This window comes from Affinundibacterium macrobrachii, from assembly GCF_014652415.1.
Classification (GTDB): Bacteria; Pseudomonadota; Gammaproteobacteria; order Burkholderiales; family Burkholderiaceae_D; genus Undibacterium; species Undibacterium macrobrachii.
The window spans coordinates 53,228-74,525 of sequence record NZ_BMYT01000002.1 but is presented as its reverse complement, the minus strand read 5'-3'; the positions used below and the strand labels follow the sequence as shown (position 1 = coordinate 74,525).

Sequence of the window (21,298 nt, the reverse complement as noted above, 5' to 3'; positions counted from 1 at the left end):
GCCAGGTTTTATAGCTATGTAGCGCAGAATTAGCCTACCTTGATTGCCTGCGTATCTGCTACCATTTGCCAAGATAATACCTACTATTTTTACTGAATAAATTTACTAAGATTATGTCGCAAACTATTTTGATTGTCGAAGATGAAGTCGCGATTGCGCAAAATCTATGTTACGCACTGGCGACAGATGGCTTCACGCCGCTACACCTGAGCTTAGGGCAAGCTGCCTTGGATTTATTGCAAACCGATCAGAGCAAAATCGCCTTGATTGTATTGGATGTCGGTTTGCCAGATTTAAACGGGTTTGAAGTTTGCCGTCGCTTACGCCAATTTTGCCAAACGCCAGTGATTTTTTTAACCGCGCGTGGCGACGAAATTGATCGCATCGTCGGTTTAGAAATTGGTGCCGATGACTATGTAACGAAACCCTTTTCACCGCGCGAACTAGTCGCAAGAGTACGTGCGGTATTGCGTCGTCAGTTATTGCCAGCAACGGTGGAAGCACTAATTGGTCAAGCGCCAATTGATCAAGTGCCAGAACGATTTGAATTACGCGCAGATGAAGCGCGGATTTTTTATTATGGAAACTGCTTAACCTTAACCCGTTACGAATATCTTTTGCTCAAAACTTTGATCGAAAGACCGAATGTATTGTTCTCGCGTGCGCAATTGATGGATTTGGTTTGGACACATGCCGCCAACACCATGGATAGAACGGTCGATACGCATATCAAATCAATTCGCGCCAAGCTCAAACTGATCAATGATCAAGACGACCCAATCCAAACCCATCGCGGCATGGGATATAGCATTACGCTAGCTTAATCACTGCTATGAAAATCGGCCTAAGAATTTTACTGAGTTACTTCCTGATTCTAGGCTTGGCAGCCTGGTTTGTATTGAATGTATTCGTCGCCGAAGTGCGCCCCGGTGTGCGTGCCACTTTAGAAGACACTTTGGTCGATACCGCGCAATTACTCGCACAACTGGTGGCAGAAGATGTCAAGAATGGCGACATCCAACATCTAGCGTTGCTACAGCGTATGCAAAATTATGCGGATCGCAGTGTTGATGTCGAGATCAGTGGCGTGCGCAAAGCCAGTCTTGATTACCGCATCTATATTACCGATGCCAAAGGGATCGTGATTTTTGATACCGAGCAAAAAGACGTGGGTAAAAGTTATGCGCGTTGGAACGACGTGTATCTGACGCTGCGAGGTCAATATGGCGCGCGTAGCACTCGCACCGATCCGAATGATGAAAACAGCTCGGTCATGCATGTCGCCGCACCGATACTTGATAACAACCAAAGCGGACAAGCCAGAAAAATCATCGGGGTGTTGACGGTCGCCAAAGCCACTTCCACTATCGGCCCCTTCATCGAACGTAGCCAGCAAAAAATCTTGCAGCGCAGTTTTTGGATTTTGCTCGCCTCGTTGATGATAGGCATAGGAATTTCATGGTGGCTGAATCGCTCATTGCAAAAGTTACGCAATTACGCACAAGCAGTAGAACGCGATGATAAAGTCAGCTTGCCAAAACTCGGCAATAACGAGATCGGCGAACTCGGCCGCGCGCTAGAAAGCATGCGGCATAAGCTAGAAGGAAAACAATATGTAGAAACCCTAATGCACACACTAGCGCACGAACTCAAAAGTCCGATTGCCGCCATTCAAGGCTCGGCAGAATTACTCAGTGAAGATCCGCCAGAAGCCGAACGCAGCAAATTTCTCAACAATATCATCGAGCAAAACCAGCGCCAGAAACAACTGATCGACAAACTTCTAGAATTGATTAAAGTCGAGAAGCAACAGCGGCTCAGCCAAATCACCAACATCAACATCGTCGATTTACTCGACCAAGTGCTAATCGATTTTAGTGACGCCATCGCCCGCAAAAATTTGCGCATACAATTCGATGTACAAGCACAAACACAAACTATACAAGGCGATCCACTCTTGCTACGCCAAGCAATCGGCAATCTCATCGACAACGCGATCGCGTTTAGCCCAAATGGCGCGGCAATTCGTTTGCATCAACAAGTCGATGACACACACTTCACTTTATTCATCGACGACCAAGGCAGCGGCATTCCCGACTATGCTATCGATAAAATTTTTGATCGCTTTTATTCCTTACCTAGAGCGGATGCCGCAAAGAGCACTGGACTAGGATTGCCGTTTGTGCGCGAGGTGATTAGTTTGCATGGCGGTGAGGTGCGTTTGCAGAACTTGGCAGAAGGTGGTGTTCGGGTTGAAGTGCGCTTGGGTTTGGGGTGAGTGGATAGTTGATGGTTCTTTGATTTTTTGAGTTTGCCAAATGAAGAAAGAAATTGCACTATTTGTTGATTTTCTTAAGTCTGATTTTTATTAGGTATAACTAAACTCAGTTAAGCGCTGTGCGGGTTTCGAACGAGTTGAAACAAATTGTCTTTTTTTAGGTGTTCGGTTATCTTTTCAAAACGAAAATTAAATTACTTTAGTCCTCACAAATGTATTGCGCGCTTGACCAATCGACGTTAAATCCAATACCCATTGGCAATTATGTCGTTCACCAATGTGGGACGTGTTCTGGTACTTTCGTACCCGGTGATTTCTTCCGTGAAGTCCGCGCCAAAGCCGCTCTCGAGATACATAAGGAAAAATCCAAAGGCATCAAGAAATCTGCACAACAACAGGCTAAAGTAGCTTGCCCGAAAGATGAAAGTCAAATGATATCGCTTCTGTTTAAAGGCGTTGAGATCGATATTTGCTCAAAATGCTTTGGTGTTTGGCTCGATCGCGGTGAGTATGACAAGCTTATTGCGTATCTTGGCTTCCCTCATAAATCAGATCCGCTAAAAGCAAGTGGGGGCTTGGGCACGTTATCTATATCGAACCCCGCGCCAACTTCGGACATTTCAGGCCTCGGTGATATTGTTGAGTTGGTTGCCGATATTTGTAGTTTGATTCCAGATGTCTAGTCAATTACCACCTACGATGCCAAATGCTATGGTCAAGGCGCTCCCTCCGGTCATTGCGACTGTACAAATAAATTTGTGAAAAATTGGGGCATGCCTTTACATGACGTATTTCTGTAATCTGAATATTCGAGGAATTGTTGTCTCTTAGGTAGTTTTTAACACTAATTTGAGCTTCATAAAATTGTTGCGTGCTTGCCAATTTCTACCTAGCGAAAGATTTATTCCGCATTTGAACTTGTATTACAACGTATCGGTTTAGATTCACATTCGAAAAATTGAAGTACTTATTTTTGATGGTACTTCTGATTTCATAGTTGACGCCAAATCGGATTCGTAGAACATTCTGACTATTAGGCAGGTCTCTAATTCCAAACCCATCAACAAGCTCTATGCCATTTACACCATTCCATTTCGGTCCCGGCGCCGTGATTCACGCGATGGCACCTAAGCAGGTGAGTTTTCTTGCTTTTTGTGCGGCTAACGTGATGGTCGATGTTGAGCCTTTGTATTTCATGATTACGCGTCATGATCGCTTGCATCAATTTTTTCACACTTATATCGGGGCGACTTTGGTTGCGTTGGCGACGCTCTTACTCTTTCTTGGATGTCGTGCGTTTGCGCGACGCTTTTGGTTGCCCAATCTTTTTGAGTGGCAGGGTTTGCAGCTTAAACAAGTTGCCTTCGGTGCGATCATCGGCACCTATTCGCATATCGTGTTCGACAGCATCATGCATATGGATATCACACCGTTTGCGCCTTTTAGCGATATCAATCCTTTGTTGCGTATTGTTTCTCTGTCGACCTTACATTGGATTTGCTTTGGCGCTGGTGTCGTGGCTTTATTCATCCTCGTGGTTCGAAAGCTGATCAACGATGAGATAACAGCATCACGTTAAGCTGTTTTGATTTGTCGATGGTGTAGCTGTGTGTGCCGCCATTGCGCATTAATGCATCGACCTTTGCATTGTGTGTTGATACCACATTGTGATGTCTTATCAACCACGCTTAGGTCTCTTTCGGGTTCACTCGGCTTGCTTCCTCAATCAGAGTTGTGGAAGAATTGTTCCTTATGAATTAGCTTTTTTCTAGCTTGATCATAAAACCAAAATATTCATCAACAATACCTTCATCAACATCGGTCTTTGTTTGTTACGCTTTCGCAGCAAGACTGGGTAGAACCAAGACTTTTACAACTACGGAGATGTCAACTTGTCGAATGCAACTTTTATCGCCTTAGGCGCCGCAGCAATCGGTTTAATGGTTACCTTCTTTTGTGTATTCTTAGCGATGTCGAATAAGAAAAAGAAGAAAGACAATGACTCAGCATCGCAGCCTTGATCGCTGTCATTTGAAAAAATAGAGCGAGACTTGTTCGATGCATTTGGATGCTAATCCGATCTTGTAATCATTGGTTTGCAGAGAATCTTACTCTTTATGGATGCTTTACAAGTCTCGCGTTGAATTCCTGATTTCACGTAATACGAAATTATTGAGTTGCACCAAGTTTGAGTGGCTAGTTTTTATCTTGTGGTCTTCGAGAATGGATTAAAAACTTGAACGCCAAGCGTTTTAAAATCAGCGACATTTCTCGTTACTACAATCAAGTTGTTCACTCTTGCAGTCGCAGCAATCATCGCGTCTTCATACAGCGTATTGGATTTTCTGTGCATAAGTCGCGCCCAATCACGAAACGTGATCGCATCCATCGGTAAGACGTTGTACGCTGTCGCTAACAGTTCTAGCCACTCCTGAATTTCTGTTGCCTTGTCGGGCGACTGTTCTCTGGTTAATTCGATGCCAGCTTGAATTTCACCAATCGTCACCGCAGACAAGAATAAGTTTGCGTCGTCCACCGATTCTAGCCAAGCCACCACAGCGCCATGTGGTCGCGGCTTACGCAATTCAGAAACGACATTGGTATCTAATAAGTACATAGTTGTTAGCGCATTAAATCAACAGTTCGCCGCTTGGCGTTGCCACGCGCTGGAATATTCAACTCACCACGTGCAGATTCTGAAAGTAAAAGCTGTTTCAGCGAAGGTCGGGCAGCGGATTGTAATCGACGCCATTCTTGTACTGGTACCAATACCGCTGCCTCTGCGCCGCGCTTAGTGACCATTTGCGGTCCTTCAGCAAGACAGGCATCTAGAAATTCGCTAAATCTGGCTTTAGCATCTTGTACGGCCCACGTATGCATGATTTTCACCATAAGTCAAACTAGTTAGATAACTAGTCTGTCAAAAAATGTTGTGCTTGTCAAATTATGTTTTTACCGGAATGGTCAGCGTGGCTTAAATTGTATTTGTAATATCCGATTTCCGTATGGAGCCGTTTTGGGCTTCACTTTGTACAGCACCGACTTACTCGATAACTTCCTCAACATCCGACAACTTCCCACGCAACATAAACACGCGCAAGCATTCTTCTGCCGCCGCTCTTAACTGCTGCCATGCTGGTGCTAGTTGTATGTAGTCGAGCGCGGGTAGTGGGCGCACGAGTTTGTTGTCGGTGTCTTGCCAGATTAATTGAAACTGCGTGATGGCGTTTCTTTCTGCTTCTGAAAACGTGGGTGCTTTTAGTTCTTGTTGCCAATTCGGGCTAACCCAGTCTGCCCATTGTTCTAGTACTTCTGTGGCGACGTGGGTTTGTGGTGCTTGCGCTTGAAAATCGTGCTGCGCTTGGAATGAGGCGGCGATTTCTAAGTAATCGATTAATTGATTTCTAACGCGTTGTAAGAGTACACGTTCGCTAGGACGTGAGCTGGTGCTTGACATGAGACTTCCTGCTTTTTTTGCCGACTAATTTGTCGACCTAATTGCTAACATTCTTGCCGACTAATTTGTTGCTGCTTGATGGATAAAAAAAGAAAGCATGAGGCGGCGAAGCCTCATGCTTTTTGATGGCTAGCAATTACTTGGCGCGTGCTTTACCTAATGGATCGCCGGCTTTCCATGCGGGCATCTTGGCGGCATCACCAACAGCGCGACCTAGGTTCAAAGTGAATTGTGCTTGTTGCACCATACCCGATAAATCCCAGCTTGGATCATATTCATCCGCTGCTTGATGGTAGCGTTTGCTATAAGCCTTAGCTTTTTCTTTAGCGCCTTCTGGATCTTTGATGTAGTCTTTACCGCCACCGATCGAAAACGCTGGCACGCCAGCTTTCGCAAAGCTGAAATGGTCACTGCGGAAATAACCACCAGCCAAATCTGGTTCGCTTGGTGAAATACTCAATTGCATCGATTTAGCCACTTTCTCTGCAATCGCGCCAAGTTCGGTGCGTTCACTGCCGCGTGTGCTGATGTCGCGGGTTTCGCCGATAAAGTTCAAGCTGTCTAAATTCAAATTGGCAGCGGTTTTATCTAAAGGCCATAAGGGTTGTGCTGCATATAAAGCACTGCCCAATAAGCCTTGCTCTTCTGCAGCTACCCATAAGAACATTTGACTGCGTTTCGCTGGTGATTGCATCGCGGCTTTCGCCATTGCCAATAATCCCGCAGTGCCGGATGCATTGTCGACTGCGCCGTTGTAGATGGTATCGCCGCTTGTACCTTGCTTGCCGAGATGATCCCAGTGCGCGCTGTAAATCACGACTTCATCTTTTAATTTTGGATCAGTACCAGGTACGACAGCGGCAACATTGTATTGATCGACGGTGCGAATGTCGGCTTTTGCCGTGCCTTTCAATTTAGCCGCTAAAGTCACTGGTTTGAAATCGCTACGTTCCGCTGCGGCGCGCATTTTTTCTAAATCTTGACCTGCGCCCGCAAATAATTGTTGCGCTGTTTGGTTGCTAATCCAGCCTTGAATGCTGCTACCCAAAGCCGCACCTTGTAACTGGAACTTTTCTGCAGTGCCGCCATTTTGTACGACCGACCAACCATAGCTTGCCGATGCATCGGTGTGAATTAATAAAACACCAGCCGCGCCACGACGTACTGCTTCTTCATATTTGTAAGTCCAGCGGCCATAGTAAGTTAGCGCTTTGCCGCCGAAGCGTTTACTGTCTTCAGCAGTTGGCTGTGGATCGTTGACCATCATCACCAAAATTTTGCCTTTGACGTCTTGACCTTTGTAGTCATCCCATTTTTCTTCTGGGGCAGAGATGCCATAGCCAACAAATACGAGTTCGGTATCAAATTGATGTTCTGGTTTGGCATCGCCTGGAGCCCATACCCAGTCTTTACCAAACTCAATCGCCAAGGCTTTGTCACCAGCGACCAGTTGCACAGAGCTTTGTTCTGGCAGCGCTTTTACGCCAGCGATTTTGACTAACTGACGATAGCTATTGCCATTTGCTGGCTTCAAACCGAGTGCCATTGATTGGCTCTCTAAGTATTGCACCGTTAAATCGCCACCGCGTTGACCGGTACCACGTCCTTCAAAACTATCCGATGACAAGAGTGCCAAGTGTGCACGTAATGGCGCTTCTTCAACTTTTGCTACATGCGATGCTACTGCACTTGCTTTTTTGGTGTTGGCAGCATGGGCACTGTGAATTGGGAATGCGAGCGCCAAACTGAGCGCAATTGCGCTTGGTAATAAAATATTTTTCATGATTCTCCTAATGGTTTTTCTGCAAATTTGCTGTGGGGTTACTGACTAATTGGCGACCGTAAAGCGCGAGTCGTCATTAGAAATTCATCCGCCACAACATCATTCGTTGGATTTCTTTTTTGGTTGCTAAGTTGGTTGCTAAGTGCCACTGGTTTCAGCAAGCGGCTTATTTTACCTGCTTACCGTCTAATTGGTGCGATCTGAGTTTTTGAGGAAGACGTGAGGCGAATTATTTGCCGCGTCCGTGTGACCAATCGAGTTTGGTATCTGCAGGCAGCGAGGTTTTTACGACGATTTGTCCTTGCGCGATTTGTTGTTCGACATTCAAGCTAGTGAAGCCAGACGCATGTTCACTTGTGATGGTTTTGTTATCGCTCAACAAGAACAATCCTATCCACGCATTGCGGCCACCATGTTTGGCTGCATATAAACATTGGTCAGCAATATCCACAACCTGTTCCCAAGTGAATAGATCGACTGCGCTTGGAATAAACGGATAGGTGGTAAGCCCGATTGAGCAAGTGCGGTGCAGTGTTTTACCGTCACCTAACGTAAACGTGTGTTCGGCGATGCGGGTGCGGATGCGTTCTGCTAATACTTCTGCTTCAAGATAATTCGTATTTCGAACAACGATCAAAAATTCTTCACCGCCCCAACGAATGATAGTGTCTGCTTCTCGCACTGCTTCGCGTAGGATTTCTGTGGTTTGAATCAGAACGCGGTCACCAGCAGCATGACCAAACTCGTCGTTCACTGATTTGAAGTGGTCGATATCGACCATCATAAAAATGATGTCGATATTCAAGGCAGCGCGATGCACATCTTGATTCGGTAAGGCTTGGTAGCTACGATGAACGCGTGCGATATCTTCACCAATATACAGACTTAAATAGCGTCGATTGCGCAAGCCGGTTAAGTGATCCGTCAGGCTTTGTTCCTCTAACATTTTGCGTGACTGTTCAAGTTCGCGGGTGCGTTCTTGTACCAATTGTTCTAATGTTTTGTTGGCTTTGTTTAAACGCCATAAACGCCAGCGGACGACACCAAAAATTAGGCAGGCAAGTAACAGCAAATACAGGCTATATGCCCACCAAGTTTGAAACCACGCAGGTAAGACTTTGATCGATAAACTTAATTGTTCTTCGCTCCATTCACCGTGACGATTAGAGCCGCGCAATAACAGACGATAATTGCCCGGCGGCAGATTGGTATAAGCGGCAAGGCGGCGCGTGTAATCGGTTTCTATCCAGCTTTTATCGTACCCTTCTAGGCGATAAGCGTAGCGATTGCGCTCTGGTGCGGAGAAATCGAGGGCGGCAAATTCAACGACGAAGCTATTTGCTTCGGCTTGCACGATTAATTTTTTTCCTTTGCTACTATGGAATCCCGCCTGATTTGCCGCGATCGTTTTGCCGCCAAGTTGAATATTGGTGACCACAACGGGTGGACGATAGATGTAATCCTTGACTAACTCTGGACGTACCACGGTTAAACCACCGACGCCGCCAAAGATGAGTTCACCATCTTTGGCTCGACCACCAGAATTACTCCAATAGCCGGTGATGGCGACGCCATCGGATTCAACAAAGGGCTTAACGTGCAGCGTCTTCGGATCAATTTTGGCAAAGCCTTCATCGGTACTTGCCCAGATGTTGCCTTGCTTGTCTTCCAGCACTTTATTCACTAGTTCGTTCGGTAATTTCTGTTGTTTGCTGAAATGTTCAAATGTGAATGGTGGATTGGCAGTCGGCGTGCGTAATAAATCAAGTCCGCCACCTTGCATTGCTACCCATAACCATCCGCGCGAATCAAACAAAATACTGGAAACATTTCTGTGGGCGAGGCTCAGTTTATTGCCGTATTCAGGAGCTAAATTGAGTAAGGCATTGTCGCGCGGGTCATAGCGATATAAACCGTCTTGTAAGGTGGCGATCCAAATCCGACCATCAGGCGCTTGTTGAATATCGGTGACAAATTTGGTCGCGATTGGCGCCGCCCATGCTGGTTGTGTGGCTTGGTCAAGTTTCTGCTGAGTTAAGTCTTTTTGCCATAAGCCTTCTGGTCCACCAATCAATAATTGATCGCCAAGTTGTAACATCGTAGCGACACGCATCACGGGATTGCGCGGACTTAGCTTTAAATGCTTAACGGTGCGGCTGCCGTTGATGGTTTGATACAGACCTTTATCGGTGCCGATAAAAATTTGTCCGTCTTTGGTCGCATAAGTGATAAAGATCGCGCTTTGCGGCAAGGCGGTTTGTGGCTTGCTATCGTCGGCTTCGATCGCAACGAACTCGTCGCTACCTGCTTTCAAAATGCCGACGCCATTATTTTGTGAGCCGACCCAGATATCGCCATTATTAAAGCCAGTGATCGAGAAAAAGTCTAATCCTGCTAACCCGTGGTGATGGTTTTCTCCACCATAAATACTGATGAAGGCATTAGAGGATGGATCATGCATGCTCATGCCGCGTTGGCTGCCTATCCAAATTAAACCCGATTGATCTTGTATGATCGACCAGACGGCGTTGTCTGCCAAACTACTTTGGCGCGTTGGTTCGTGTCGTATCCATTTCGTTTCTAAACTGTGCAGATTGACGGTGAGTATGCCTTTGCCATAGGTGCCAATCCACACTTCATCATCGGCGACTTGGCGAATCGTATGCACATTTTCTGAGCCACCGACTAAATTGCTGCTGCCGAGTTTTTTTACCATCACGGCTTTTACTGTTGGTGTGACCGCATTGTCCTTGGTATCCAAATAGAATGCGCCAGAATCAAATGAACCTATCCAAAGTTTGCCGTCTTTGCTCGACCCTAAACTGATGATCCTTTGTACTTTGCTGTCATCGACGGGTAAGCGTATGCGGGTGAAGCGTTGGTTTGTGACATCAAATTTAACCAAGCCTTTGCTGGTGCCTACCCAAACAATCCCTTGTTGATCGACCAACACAGCGCGGGTGAAATCGCTAGGCAAACTATTCGGATTATTCGGATCATGCCGATAATGTTGGACCGCACCAGTGTCGGGGTGAAAATAATCAAGCCCACCACGGCTGGCGAACCATAAGCCACCATCACGATCACCGGCAATCGCATTGACAGTGACATGACTACTACCATTGACGCCAACAGGGATTCTGACAAAGCTATCTGTCTGAGCATCGTAACGTGCGACGCCACCACCATTGGTGCCTATCCATAAACGATTCTGTTGGTCTTTAAATAGCGACAATACGTAATTGTCGGGCAAGCTAGTTGGATCATTCGGGATCGGTAAATAATTACGAAAGCGATAGCCATCCCAACGCGCTAAACCGCCTTGTGTACCCACCCAAATAAAACCTTCACCATCTTGCGCTAAGACGGTGGCACTGGATTGTGGCAAACCTTGCTGGGTGGTGAAATGGCGGAACACCATGTCCGCCAAATTATTCCAATTGTGGGAAGGAGATTTGGCCTTGTCGGAGGCTGCTGCGTCGGTGTTTTCAGTAGCTTCAGGATACAAGGCATGCGCCTGCGTACTGATATTCGCCGCAAACAAGCTACAGATCAGAAAACTGCTCAGAATGTGAGAACAAAAGCGAAGACGCAGACACCTCGAAAATCGATACAAGCTAGGCTTAAAGTACGCGAAACAAGACATGCATTATCTTCCAACAAGAGAAAAGGAAAATCTATTCACGCCTTTGCTTGACCACCGTTACCGTACATTCGGCTTCAGCGACAACCTGTGCTGACACGCTACCGAGATAACGACGGATAGTCGAACTACCACGCGAACCAATAATAATCTGATCGACATTATTATTATGCGCGTAGTCGATAATCGCAGCGGCAGGATCGTGTGCTTCCAATACATGAAAGGTAATTTTATCGTTGCGCACCTGCAACGGACGTGCCCAATGTTTAAGTTCTACTAACTGTTTAACGTGAACATTTTGTCCATCTTGCACCATGCCATCGTCAAGGCCGATGCGACTAGTTTTGCGTATCGTCACACAAGCGAGCCGGGCACCTGGTTCGGTTTGTAATAAGCGGCGTGTGATCATACGAATATCATCCGCCAGTTCTGTGTTGCTCTCACTCAGATGCAAGGCGACCATAATGATCGGTGCTTGTGATAACTGATCCGACACGCTGTATTGGGCAAATGGTTCAACCCCCGCCGCTTGAAAACGCCGTTTTAAAACCGACATGAAACCGTCTTGATTATTTTTTTCAGCGCGTGCGGTCAAGCGTAATTGCTCTGGATTTTGCAGCATCAAAGCTAACTGCGCGGCAGTATCAAAGCGCGCTTTCGGATCAACTTCTAAGCAACGCAGAATAATCTCTTGTAGCCAATCAGGGATCGCAGGATTGTGACTACGTGGAGGAATCGGATCACGATATAAGCGCTTCTTCAAACCCGACACCGAAGTCGGGTGGCCATAGGGGCGTTCGCCAGTGGCTAGGTGATACAGCAAGACTCCCAAAGAAAATTGATCGCTACGTGGCTCGTTGCGTATACCAAGCACTTGTTCCGGTGCGATGTAAGGGCCAGTTCCCATAGGCAAACGAAATTCTTCACCAAGCAAATCAGGTAATTTGTCGTGGCGTGATAAACCATAATCAATCAGTACCGCTTCACCATCTGAGCGAAACATAATATTTGACGGTTTTAGATCAAGATGAATCACGTGTTGCCGATGTAGATCTTGTAAAGCGGTCGCAACTTTGATACCGACGTTGACCACTTCATCAATCGGCAGTGGTGAAGCATCAAAGCGAGCACGCAAGGAGACGCCGCCGATCTGCTCCATCACGATAAAGGGTTGGGTATCAAAATCACCCGCAGCGAAATACTTAGGGACATGCCGACCTTTGAGTTTCGGCATAATCATTTGCTCTACTTCAAAGGCGACGATTGCAGTTGGATCATCAATACTAAACATCAGCGGCACTTTCATGATTAATGCCGGAAAGCTGCCATCGGGATTGATATGCCGTTGTCGCAAATCCGTAATGCGCCATAGCGCCGCCATGCCACCGGTGTGAAGTTTCTCTTCAAGCTGGTAATCATCGACGATCATGCCCGCTTGTAAGCGACTGAGTTTTTTTGCGACTGGTGGCTTATTCTCCAGCACTGCGCTATCAGTCATTTGGCTGAGGTCTTTTGGCGGCATATCTGCGGACATGGTTCTAAGCTCCGTGTATTAAACGATGGGCTAAACTGGCAGGCAAGCCTGCTGCCAATACTTTTTGCGATGCGGTCTCTGTATCGTAAGGTACGCGAAAAAAAGTTAGCTCTAATTGTTGTGTATCAAATAGTGCGTAACATGCAGCAGGATTGCCATCGCGCGGTTGCCCGACTGAGCCTGGTTGCGCAAGCCAACGACGCAATTTGCTCAAAGGCACACTGACATCAGGACTCGGAGTAAACGTAGCGACTTTTCCTGCATGGTTCATGTGATACAAGCTAGGAGTATGAACGTGGCCGCAAAAGGTGATTTGTGCATTGGTAGCGCGCATACTCCTTGCAGCTTCCATCGCGCCATCGACATATTCCCAGCGCTCCGGCGCCCACGCATTGGCATGTACAAATAAGCATTGATCAAGCTCGAATTGCATCGGCAATTCACGAATAAAATTGGTTTGTACTTCATTTAGGTTTTGACGCGTCCATTCGACAACAAAGCGAGCAGTTGGATTCATATCCTTGCGGTCGTCTTGTAATACGCCAAGATCATGATTGCCCATCAAGACATACGCCCCGCGATTTACATACGCCATGATGGTATCAATGACCCAGCCTGGATCAGCGCCATATCCAACTAAATCACCGAGAAAAGCATATTGATCTGCAGCGCGTTCTTTGGCATGGGCTAGGCAGGCTTCGACTGCCTCGCGGTTCGCATGTAAGTCGGTGAGTACAGCAAGTAACATGGGGAATAACCTTCATTCTTGAAAATAGTGAACAGACTTCATTTTAGGGCGAGTTGCGATTGGAAATCAGACAACTGCCAAATGAGGCAAAAAAAGACGGAATTCACCGATATGAATACAACGCTAATTTATGAAATTGCATAAATTTCACAGCTTAATTTGGTGCAATGGAGTATTTTTACTATTTTAAGTTATACTTAAAAAATTGATTTAAGGAAACTTTTCTTATTTCACAACTCACTCTCCCAGTGTGCGCGCAATGACCGAAGCTCATCCTCAATTTGTTAGTCCAGCTGATTTGCAGATTGGCATGTACATCTATCTTGATATGGGATGGATGGAACATCCGTTTCCAGTGAATAGTTTTGAAGTACGCACGCAAGAGCAAATACAAAAACTGCGCGAGTTGGGATTGCAAAAAATTCGCTACGCGCCGGAGAAGAGCCATCTAAACAAAGCAAATGCAGAAGTGTCTTCAGCCAAACCAAGTTCGCAAGATGCAAGCCAGCCGCAGGAATCAGCCGAAGAGTTAGCGCTTAAACAGCGCCGTGCATTATTGCATCAGCAACAAGCGAGTCTGCTGCAAGCCGAGAAACAATTTGGACATGCCACGCAAGAATTCAAACACTTAACCGAAATTGTGCACGCACAACCACAACTAGCGCGCGAATCGGCAACCAAGTTAGTGCAAGGTATGCTGGAAGGCATTCTCAACGAGGAAGAATCGGCAATTCGTTTGTTATCGGAAAAAGCCGGAGAAAAAACTGCCTTGCATAGCGTGAATGTGACATTGATTTCGCTACTCTTGGGCAAAGTTTTGGAATTGTCGAAAGAGGATATGTTGGAGCTAGGCATCGGTGCTTTATTACACGATGTCGGCAAGATGGAATTGCCAGATCGTTTGCGCTGGTTAGATGAACATAGTAGTGCGGCTGAACGTCAGCTTTATCAAAGCCATGTGGCGCATGGAGTGAATATTGCGCGCAAATTACAATTGTCCTCACACGCAATGCTACTGATTGCACAACATCACGAATATGCGGATGGTAGTGGCTACCCAGGACATATTTCAGGAGAAAAGATGACGGTCTTGAGCCGCATCATTTCTTTAGTCAATCGTTTTGATAATTTATGTAATCCAATCAACGTAGCACATGCGATTACGCCGCATGAAGCCTTGTCCCAATTATTTACCAAGAGTAAAACCCAGTCAGATACGCAAACCTTGACGGCCTTTATCAAAATGATGGGCATTTATCCGCCTGGTTCGGTTGTCCAGCTAAGTGATGAACGCTATGCCTTGGTAGTCTCGGTCAATTCTGAACGACCAATTAAGCCTAAGGTCATTATTCACGATCCATCTATCCCACCCGAAGAAGCCTTGGTGATTAATCTGGAACATGAAACCAGCATAGGCATTCGCCGTAGTTTAAAGCCGATACAACTGCCGAAAGCCGCCTACGATTATTTATCGCCACGCAAACGCTTGTGCTATTTCTTTGAACGTGCAACTGATCCGCTTTCGCTTGCGAATCATATGAAGGGACCATTGTCATGATGCAACGTCAATGGGAAGCCTTGATCGAAGGCATGATTGAAGGCGTATTGCTAGTTGATCCCTTGCAGTTACATATTATTGCAGCGAATCGGTCGGCGCATAAATTACTGGGCGCGCCAGCGAATAGCCTAATTGGTGCGCCTGTTGTTGAGTTAGCTTCGTCGCCAGAAGATGTGTTTTTTTGGGAAGATGTGGCGGCCGGTTTATCAAACAATATTTATTCCGAAACTTTATTAAAACGTTCGGATGACAGCATCGTGCATGTAGTACGACGCGTGAGTTTGGTGCATTTAGATATTGAAACGGCACTGTATGTGGTGGCGATTCGTGATCATACCGATCAGCGTCATGTCGAAACCGAACTTGAAAAACTGATTGCCGAGTTACGTGCGACCTTAGAGTCAACTGCCGATGGGATTTTGGTGACTGACCTCGATGGCGGCATACGCAGTTACAACCACTTATTTGCTAAGTTATGGAATTTGCCCGAGGAGTTATTGACGCAAAGAGCTGACGCCGCGGTTTACGCGTGGATGGATCAATGCATCGTTGATGCAAGTCATTACAATGAACGCTTAGCGATCATTCGCCGTTCGCCTTTGTTGGAGTCAAGTGATGTGTTGGTGCTGCATTCCGGCAAAGTATTGGAGCGCGTGACGCTGCCGCAATACGCACGTGGTAGACCGATAGGGCGCGTTTATTCTTTCCGCGATATTTCGCAACGATTGGCAGATCAAGCACGGATTCAACTGGCCTCAAAAGTGTTTGAAGCCAGCACCGACGCGATTTTTATTACCGATCAAGATCAAAAAATTATCACCATCAATCCAAGTTTCGAACGTCTCACGCAATTTGCTGAGAGCGATATGATGGGCTTGCGTATCGAACAGTTTTTACAGAATCAAAGTAATGCAGAGTTAATCAAAACTTTGCAACGCGAATTAGATCTGCATGGATTTTGGGAAGGTGAGATTTGGAATCGACGTAAAGATGGACATGCCTATTTATGCATGATTTCTTTGGTGCGTGTACATGATGAGCACGGCAGAGTGTTGCACACGATAGGCTTTTTTAAGGATCGTACAGAAAGCTATAACGCAAAACAAAAGATAGAAGAGTTAGCGTTTTCAGATGCCTTAACGGGTTTGCCAAATCGACTCTTGCTGGAAGAGCGCATCAATCAATCGATTACGCATGCCAGTCGATCTAATGGTGAGTTTGCGCTGCTGTTTCTTGACCTTGATAATTTCAAGCAGATCAATGATTCCTTAGGTCATCCCTTTGGTGATCGCGTCTTGATTGAAGTGACCGAGCGTTTAAAAAATTGTCTGCGCCAGGTTGATACCGCAGCACGTTTGGGTGGTGACGAATTTGTCCTGCTACTACATCAAGCAAATGCAAGTGGCGCGGAGATTTGTGCCCGTAGAGTGTTAGCTGATTTAGCCGCGCCATTTAGTTTGGATGGCATTCAATTTAGTGTGACCTGTAGTATTGGTATCGCGCTGTATCCTGCTGATGGTAGCAAAATCGAAGATTTGATTAAGAACGCTGATAGCGCGATGTATTACGTGAAGGAGCGCGGTCGGTCGGATTTTCGTTTCTATCAGCGTCAAATGAATATCGGTTTGCTGTCGCGTATGAAGATTGATCATGCAATGCGACAGGCCTTAGAGCATCAAGAATTTCGCTTGCACTACCAACCCTTGCTTTGCCTAGAGACTAATCAAGTCTTTGGTGCTGAAGCTTTAATTCGCTGGTACGACAAAGACATGGGGGAAGTGAGCCCAGCTAAATTTATTCCCATTGCGGAAGAAAGTGGTTTGATCGTCGCTATCGGGAATTGGGTGATCCACACCGCAATCGCACAGGCTGCAGCGTGGAATAAAGATGGACGGCGATTGAGTATTTCTGTCAACGTGTCGGCCTTACAGTTTCAACAAGCAAATTTTGTAGATAATCTGGCTAATGCCTTAGATGATGCGCATCTCGATCCTAGTTGCATCGCATTGGAGCTAACCGAGTCGATCTTGATTCGGGATGTCGAAGAAACGCTGAAGAAACTCAATGCGATTGCAAAGCTAGGCGTCAGAATGTCGATTGATGATTTCGGCACTGGTTATTCGAGTCTCAGTTATTTAAAGCGCTTCCCGATACACAAGTTAAAAATTGATCGTTCTTTCATCATGAATTTGACGAAAGATGAAAGTGATGTCGCCATCGTGACCGCGATTGTTAGCTTGGCACATGCTTTAAAGCTCGCGGTGATCGCAGAAGGCGTCGAAACACAAGAGCAAAAAGACTTGCTATGTCAGTTAAGTTGTAATGAGATTCAAGGATTTTTGATCGCAAAAGCACTTAATCCGCATGAGTTTGAAGCGAGATTTTTACAGAGCGAAACAGCGTTAGAACAAGCGAGTATTGTGAGGCCGTGAACGAGTTTCTTTGCTTGTGATCGCTGCTTGTGGTTTGCCACTTCGGTTCTTTGGCGATTTTGTTTGCCCTAGTCGTCGCCAACTTCGCCACAAATTTCGCCATCAGCGTCTGCATACCGTAAATATTATGGACATTCACGTCATCCTGCGTGGATTTGTCGTTACACTATTGCTTTGTTATTTCAATATGTATTTTGCTTTTTTGCTTTAAAAGCATTGATCGATTATTCACTTACTTTAATGAAGGATTTCTTCGCATGAAAAAAAGTTCAGTTGCGCTCGCCGTCGTCGCCGCCTTAGCGATTGCTTATCCGGCCGCTTCATGGGTGACCGGAAAACGTCTGGAAACCAAGCTGACACAATCCGATAAAAAGGATGTTTTGTTTAGCAACTTTAAAATTGTGAAGCAAACCTATACACGCGGGATTTTCTCATCAAAGCAAGAGAGTACGATTGAATTTGATGTAGCTAGCATGTCACCAGCGGCTGCACCCATGAGTTTGCAAGATCAAAGTGAGCAAGGTGAACAAGATGCTGCTGATCCGCAAGCGGCACTCGATGAACAACAGGTAATGCCAGCACCCAAGTTGATCAAGCCCTTGCAGTTCCAAGTCGTGAACTACATCCAGCATGGACCAGTTCCAGCGATCTTTGGCGTAGCGGCTGGCAAGATAGAAACCGAATTTGTGCTCGACGCGACGACTAAGGAAGAGATCAAACGTATTTTTGGCGATAAAAAATTCTTAGAAATTCGCACCATTTTGAATTACGGTGGTGGCGGTAAATTGCAGATCAGTAGCCCTGCCGTGAATACCACAGTTGGAATGAATCAAGATAAATTGGATTGGAAAGGTGTCAATTTGGAAGTTGCTTTTGATGCCGCCTACAAAAAATTGAAGTTCGATTTGTATTCTGCAGGATTGGATGTGCTGGCCGCTAAAGGCGCAACGTCAGTAAAAGTCGGTGAGACCAAAATGCAAGGTGATGCAGAGCGCATCTATCCAGACGGCTTCATTTATCTCGGCACATCGAAAGCGAGCATTGCGTCTATGAGTTTCTCGAACGCACAAGCAGCAAATAAAGGCTTCAGCATTAAAGACATTAGTTTGGAAAGTACGACAAGTGCGAAGAATGATTTGTTGGATTCTGGTTTGAAGTTTGGCATTGCCAATATCACGATGAACGATACGCAAATCGGGAATTTTCACTACGACTATTCATTGCAACGCTTGCATGGACCGAGCGTGAATAAATTGTTTATTGAATTATCGACCATCGATCAATATAAGAATGATCCACAAAAAATGCTAGAAATGCAGAAACAGTGGAAAGAATACGGCATAGAAATATTGAAGCATAATCCAGTGATCTCACTTGATCGACTCAGCCTAGCTGGCAAGAATGGTGAGTTTAAGGCCTCAGCAAAATTCCAGTTTAACGGTGTGCAAGCGCAAGACTTTGATAATCCTATGCTGCTTTTGTCAAAAATCGAAAGCGCAGGTGAAGTCAGCTTGGCCGATGCGATGATCGATGATTTGATTGATGGAAGCCAGACTGATCCTGATGCTCGCGCGATGATGCGCAGTCAATACTATTCGCAGATTGATGCGTGGGAAAAAGAAGGTTTCTTGAAACGTGAAGGTAAAGTTTTGAATTCTAAAATCAGTTGGAAGAATGGGCAGCTAATGGTGAATGGCAAAGCATTCCCACCAAAACCAGCTGTTGATCCAGCCGCACTTGGCGCAGAAGCTGCACCGATGGAAATGCGATAACAGTGTGCTTGAAATTTGCTGGCCAGTTGATAGCCATTGAGAGAGTTTGAAGCTATCTCTCAATGAATAAGTTGTTCGATGAAGCATAAAAAAAGAGCTGGAGTCCTAGGACTCCAGCTCTTTTTCTTTGTTCCACCTTGACAGAAAAACGGAAGTTCTTCTATCAAGGTGGATATTTTCTTACTTTATTACTTGAGGCGATTAGCTTTTCAGCTTACTTCACACCATGCATCAACTTCTGCATCAACGGTGCAATTAAGAACAAGACAATACCAGCGCCTAACAATGAATAGAAGCCGAAGGTGTAACCGCTCAATGCAGAAGCAACCGACATACCGCTATCACCACTCACGTGGCTGGCAAAAATACCAGACAAGTTGTTACCGATGCCTGTTGATAAGAACCAACCACCCATGCCCAAGCCAACCAAGCGTACTGGTGCCAATTTGGTCACCATCGACAAGCCAATTGGCGACAAACACAATTCACCGATGGATTGAATGACGTAGACCATGAACAAAGTCCAGAATGGGATTTTGCTATTGTCATCGACCAAGAATGTCAGCGCGTACATCAACAAACCAAATGCTAAAGCATTACCGATCAAACCGAGGCCAAATTTACGTGGAATAGATGGATTCAAATTACGACGACCCAACATCACCCAGATAGCCGCAACGATTGGTGCGAAACCAATAATCGCTAAGGAGTTCACGCTTTGGAACCATGCAGTTGGGAATACGAAACCGCCCAAGTTACGATCCACAATGCTTTCAGCTAAGAATGTGAAAGAACTACCCGCTTGTTCAAAGAACATCCAGAACAAGATATTGAAAGTAAAGATCAATAACATCGCGATCACTTTGTCGCGTGCTACTTTACCGTTACGAATACCTTCGATCATCAACATTACTGCCAGACCGATGAACAATACAGTCAAAATACCTTGCAATTTCGCTGCGCCCATAGACAGCAAGAAGTAGGCGACAGGAATTACGCATAAGCCACCAAGCGCAACGTAGATGACGCGAGACATGCCTTCCGTACCTTCTGTTGGTGCACCAATACCTTTTAATGTACGACGACCAATCGCGAACCAGATCAAACTCAACAACATACCGATACCAGCTGCGATGAACACGATCTTGTATGCAGGTGTATCGCCAGTACTGAATACTTTTTGCGCCAGGAATTGTGTGAAGATTGGTGCCAAGAAACCACCAACATTAATACCCATGTAGAAAATAGTAAAACCAGAATCACGACGTGTATCAGCGATGCTGTACAACTTACCGACCATGGTTGAAATATTTGGTTTGAATAAGCCGTTACCGATGATGATCGTTGCCAAGCCTAGTTTAAAGATTTCTTCATTCGGGATAGAAATCATGAACAAGCCGGATGCCATAAAGACCGCACCGATTAAGATAGAACGCTGATAACCAATTACGCGATCTGCCACATAACCACCGAACAAAGCTGCTGCGTATACCAAGGCGAGGTAGGAACCATAGGTCAAATTCGCTGCCGCTTGGCCGGAACCGTCACCTTTATAAAACTGCTCGACGATGTAGAGTACCAAGGCCCAACGAATACCATAGAACGCGAAACGTTCCCAGAACTCGGACATGAATAACATCCAGAGTGGAGCAGGGTGCCCCATGATTTGTTTAAACTCTGGAATTGGGGTCTCTTGACCCGGTGTGATTGCAGCACCGCTCATGCAATTTTCTCCTGTTTATATTTTGCAAAACATTTGTTGAATTTATTAAAAGCTTAGATTTCCGTTGAAATGGCTAGGCTTTCCCATTCGCCAGACAAGATCGACTGTATTCATAGATTGTAAAAAATACAGGGATTTTCAACGACGGTGCATTCTAAACTAGAAATGGGCGCAGTGAGACCAATTTGTCGTATGTAGGAAAGGAAGATTTGTTGCCCATTGCCGCAATTTTCTGCGCTCTTATCCAATCGATTTGTATATTTTGCTAATCGCTTGGATAGGATGTAAATGTATTAAAAGAAATTTCTTTATGAAAACGAAGCAAGCATCATATAGAAAGCTAACTTTCTTGCTGTTTGATTCAGCGCTA

The 21,298-nt window shown here is 45.7% G+C and carries 16 protein-coding genes; 8 read left to right on the top strand and 8 right to left on the bottom strand.

Annotated elements, in window-relative coordinates:
• The first annotated feature begins 113 nt into the window (after window positions 1-113).
• The 5 genes from creB (at window position 114) to IE103_RS18530 (ending at window position 4,299) form a co-directional block, all read left to right on the top strand.
• Window positions 114-824, top strand: coding sequence for a two-component system response regulator CreB (gene creB / locus IE103_RS06180; RefSeq protein WP_308426974.1), 711 nt, complete (start codon window positions 114-116; stop codon window positions 822-824).
• 8 nt (window positions 825-832) lie between these two features.
• Window positions 833-2,278, top strand: a complete 1,446-nt coding sequence (gene creC / locus IE103_RS06175; RefSeq protein WP_189345185.1) for a two-component system sensor histidine kinase CreC — start codon at window positions 833-835, stop codon at window positions 2,276-2,278.
• Between the two features lie 212 nt (window positions 2,279-2,490).
• On the top strand, window positions 2,491-2,961 hold the full coding sequence (locus IE103_RS06170) for a TFIIB-type zinc ribbon-containing protein (protein WP_189345184.1): 471 nt from the start codon (window positions 2,491-2,493) through the stop codon (window positions 2,959-2,961).
• A 389-nt stretch (window positions 2,962-3,350) separates the two neighbouring features.
• Window positions 3,351-3,857 (top strand): DUF4184 family protein, encoded by a 507-nt coding sequence (locus IE103_RS06165; protein WP_189345183.1) that lies wholly within the window; start codon window positions 3,351-3,353, stop codon window positions 3,855-3,857.
• Between the two features lie 313 nt (window positions 3,858-4,170).
• Window positions 4,171-4,299 carry a hypothetical protein gene (locus IE103_RS18530; protein ID WP_268248950.1) on the top strand — a complete coding sequence of 43 codons (129 nt, stop codon included), beginning with the start codon at window positions 4,171-4,173 and terminating at the stop codon, window positions 4,297-4,299.
• A 182-nt stretch (window positions 4,300-4,481) separates the two neighbouring features.
• Here the strand turns inward: IE103_RS18530 and IE103_RS06160 are convergent, their stop codons facing one another.
• The 7 genes from IE103_RS06160 to IE103_RS06130 form a co-directional block, all read right to left on the bottom strand.
• Window positions 4,482-4,895 (bottom strand): type II toxin-antitoxin system VapC family toxin, encoded by a 414-nt coding sequence (locus IE103_RS06160; protein WP_189345182.1) that lies wholly within the window; start codon window positions 4,893-4,895, stop codon window positions 4,482-4,484.
• 5 nt (window positions 4,896-4,900) lie between these two features.
• Entirely contained in the window at window positions 4,901-5,158 is a 258-nt protein-coding gene (locus IE103_RS06155) for a type II toxin-antitoxin system Phd/YefM family antitoxin (protein WP_189345181.1), read from the bottom strand.
• A gap of 163 nt (window positions 5,159-5,321) precedes the next feature.
• A complete protein-coding gene (locus tag IE103_RS06150) occupies window positions 5,322-5,735 on the bottom strand; it encodes a hypothetical protein (RefSeq protein WP_189345180.1) in 414 nt (137 codons plus the stop codon).
• 136 nt (window positions 5,736-5,871) lie between these two features.
• Window positions 5,872-7,518: a M28 family peptidase gene (locus tag IE103_RS06145; RefSeq protein WP_189345179.1), complete on the bottom strand. Its 1,647-nt coding sequence runs from the start codon at window positions 7,516-7,518 to the stop codon at window positions 5,872-5,874.
• 229 nt (window positions 7,519-7,747) lie between these two features.
• A complete protein-coding gene (locus IE103_RS06140) occupies window positions 7,748-11,062 on the bottom strand; it encodes a ligand-binding sensor domain-containing protein (protein WP_189345178.1) in 3,315 nt (1,104 codons plus the stop codon).
• 133 nt (window positions 11,063-11,195) lie between these two features.
• Window positions 11,196-12,695 carry a bifunctional serine/threonine-protein kinase/universal stress protein gene (locus IE103_RS06135; protein ID WP_229827131.1) on the bottom strand — a complete coding sequence of 500 codons (1,500 nt, stop codon included), beginning with the start codon at window positions 12,693-12,695 and terminating at the stop codon, window positions 11,196-11,198.
• A gap of 4 nt (window positions 12,696-12,699) precedes the next feature.
• Entirely contained in the window at window positions 12,700-13,443 is a 744-nt protein-coding gene (locus tag IE103_RS06130; protein ID WP_189345177.1) for a metallophosphoesterase family protein, read from the bottom strand.
• Window positions 13,444-13,702: 259 nt separating this feature from the next.
• Between IE103_RS06130 and IE103_RS06125 the strand changes: the two genes are divergently transcribed.
• The 3 genes from IE103_RS06125 to IE103_RS06115 all read left to right on the top strand — a co-directional run bounded on the left by IE103_RS06125 (window position 13,703) and on the right by IE103_RS06115 (window position 19,205).
• Complete coding sequence (locus IE103_RS06125) at window positions 13,703-15,001, top strand: HD-GYP domain-containing protein (RefSeq protein ID WP_189345176.1); 1,299 nt, start codon at window positions 13,703-13,705, stop codon at window positions 14,999-15,001.
• Window positions 14,998-17,433 carry a sensor domain-containing protein gene (locus tag IE103_RS06120; RefSeq protein ID WP_189345175.1) on the top strand — a complete coding sequence of 812 codons (2,436 nt, stop codon included), beginning with the start codon at window positions 14,998-15,000 and terminating at the stop codon, window positions 17,431-17,433. Before IE103_RS06125 ends, IE103_RS06120 begins: the two co-directional genes overlap by 4 nt.
• Window positions 17,434-17,690: 257 nt before the next feature.
• Window positions 17,691-19,205, top strand: coding sequence for a YdgA family protein (locus IE103_RS06115; RefSeq protein ID WP_189345174.1), 1,515 nt, complete (start codon window positions 17,691-17,693; stop codon window positions 19,203-19,205).
• Window positions 19,206-19,419: 214 nt separating this feature from the next.
• Here IE103_RS06115 and IE103_RS06110 read toward each other — a convergent pair whose 3' ends face one another.
• Window positions 19,420-20,928, bottom strand: a complete 1,509-nt coding sequence (locus tag IE103_RS06110) for a peptide MFS transporter (protein ID WP_189345173.1) — start codon at window positions 20,926-20,928, stop codon at window positions 19,420-19,422.
• Between the last annotated feature and the right edge of the window lie 370 nt (window positions 20,929-21,298).

Coding starts and splice junctions, on each gene's coding strand:
- IE103_RS06170 (WP_189345184.1), top strand. CDS start 2,491: ATGTATTGCGCGCTTGACCAATCGACGTTAAATCCAATACCCATTGGC.
- IE103_RS06110 (WP_189345173.1), bottom strand. CDS start 20,928: ATGAGCGGTGCTGCAATCACACCGGGTCAAGAGACCCCAATTCCAGAG.
- IE103_RS06120 (WP_189345175.1), top strand. CDS start 14,998: ATGATGCAACGTCAATGGGAAGCCTTGATCGAAGGCATGATTGAAGGC.
- IE103_RS06150 (WP_189345180.1), bottom strand. CDS start 5,735: ATGTCAAGCACCAGCTCACGTCCTAGCGAACGTGTACTCTTACAACGC.
- IE103_RS06135 (WP_229827131.1), bottom strand. CDS start 12,695: ATGTCCGCAGATATGCCGCCAAAAGACCTCAGCCAAATGACTGATAGC.
- creC (WP_189345185.1), top strand. CDS start 833: ATGAAAATCGGCCTAAGAATTTTACTGAGTTACTTCCTGATTCTAGGC.
- creB (WP_308426974.1), top strand. CDS start 114: ATGTCGCAAACTATTTTGATTGTCGAAGATGAAGTCGCGATTGCGCAA.
- IE103_RS06160 (WP_189345182.1), bottom strand. CDS start 4,895: ATGTACTTATTAGATACCAATGTCGTTTCTGAATTGCGTAAGCCGCGA.
- IE103_RS06165 (WP_189345183.1), top strand. CDS start 3,351: ATGCCATTTACACCATTCCATTTCGGTCCCGGCGCCGTGATTCACGCG.
- IE103_RS06125 (WP_189345176.1), top strand. CDS start 13,703: ATGACCGAAGCTCATCCTCAATTTGTTAGTCCAGCTGATTTGCAGATT.
- IE103_RS06155 (WP_189345181.1), bottom strand. CDS start 5,158: ATGCATACGTGGGCCGTACAAGATGCTAAAGCCAGATTTAGCGAATTT.
- IE103_RS06145 (WP_189345179.1), bottom strand. CDS start 7,518: ATGAAAAATATTTTATTACCAAGCGCAATTGCGCTCAGTTTGGCGCTC.
- IE103_RS06130 (WP_189345177.1), bottom strand. CDS start 13,443: ATGTTACTTGCTGTACTCACCGACTTACATGCGAACCGCGAGGCAGTC.
- IE103_RS06115 (WP_189345174.1), top strand. CDS start 17,691: ATGAAAAAAAGTTCAGTTGCGCTCGCCGTCGTCGCCGCCTTAGCGATT.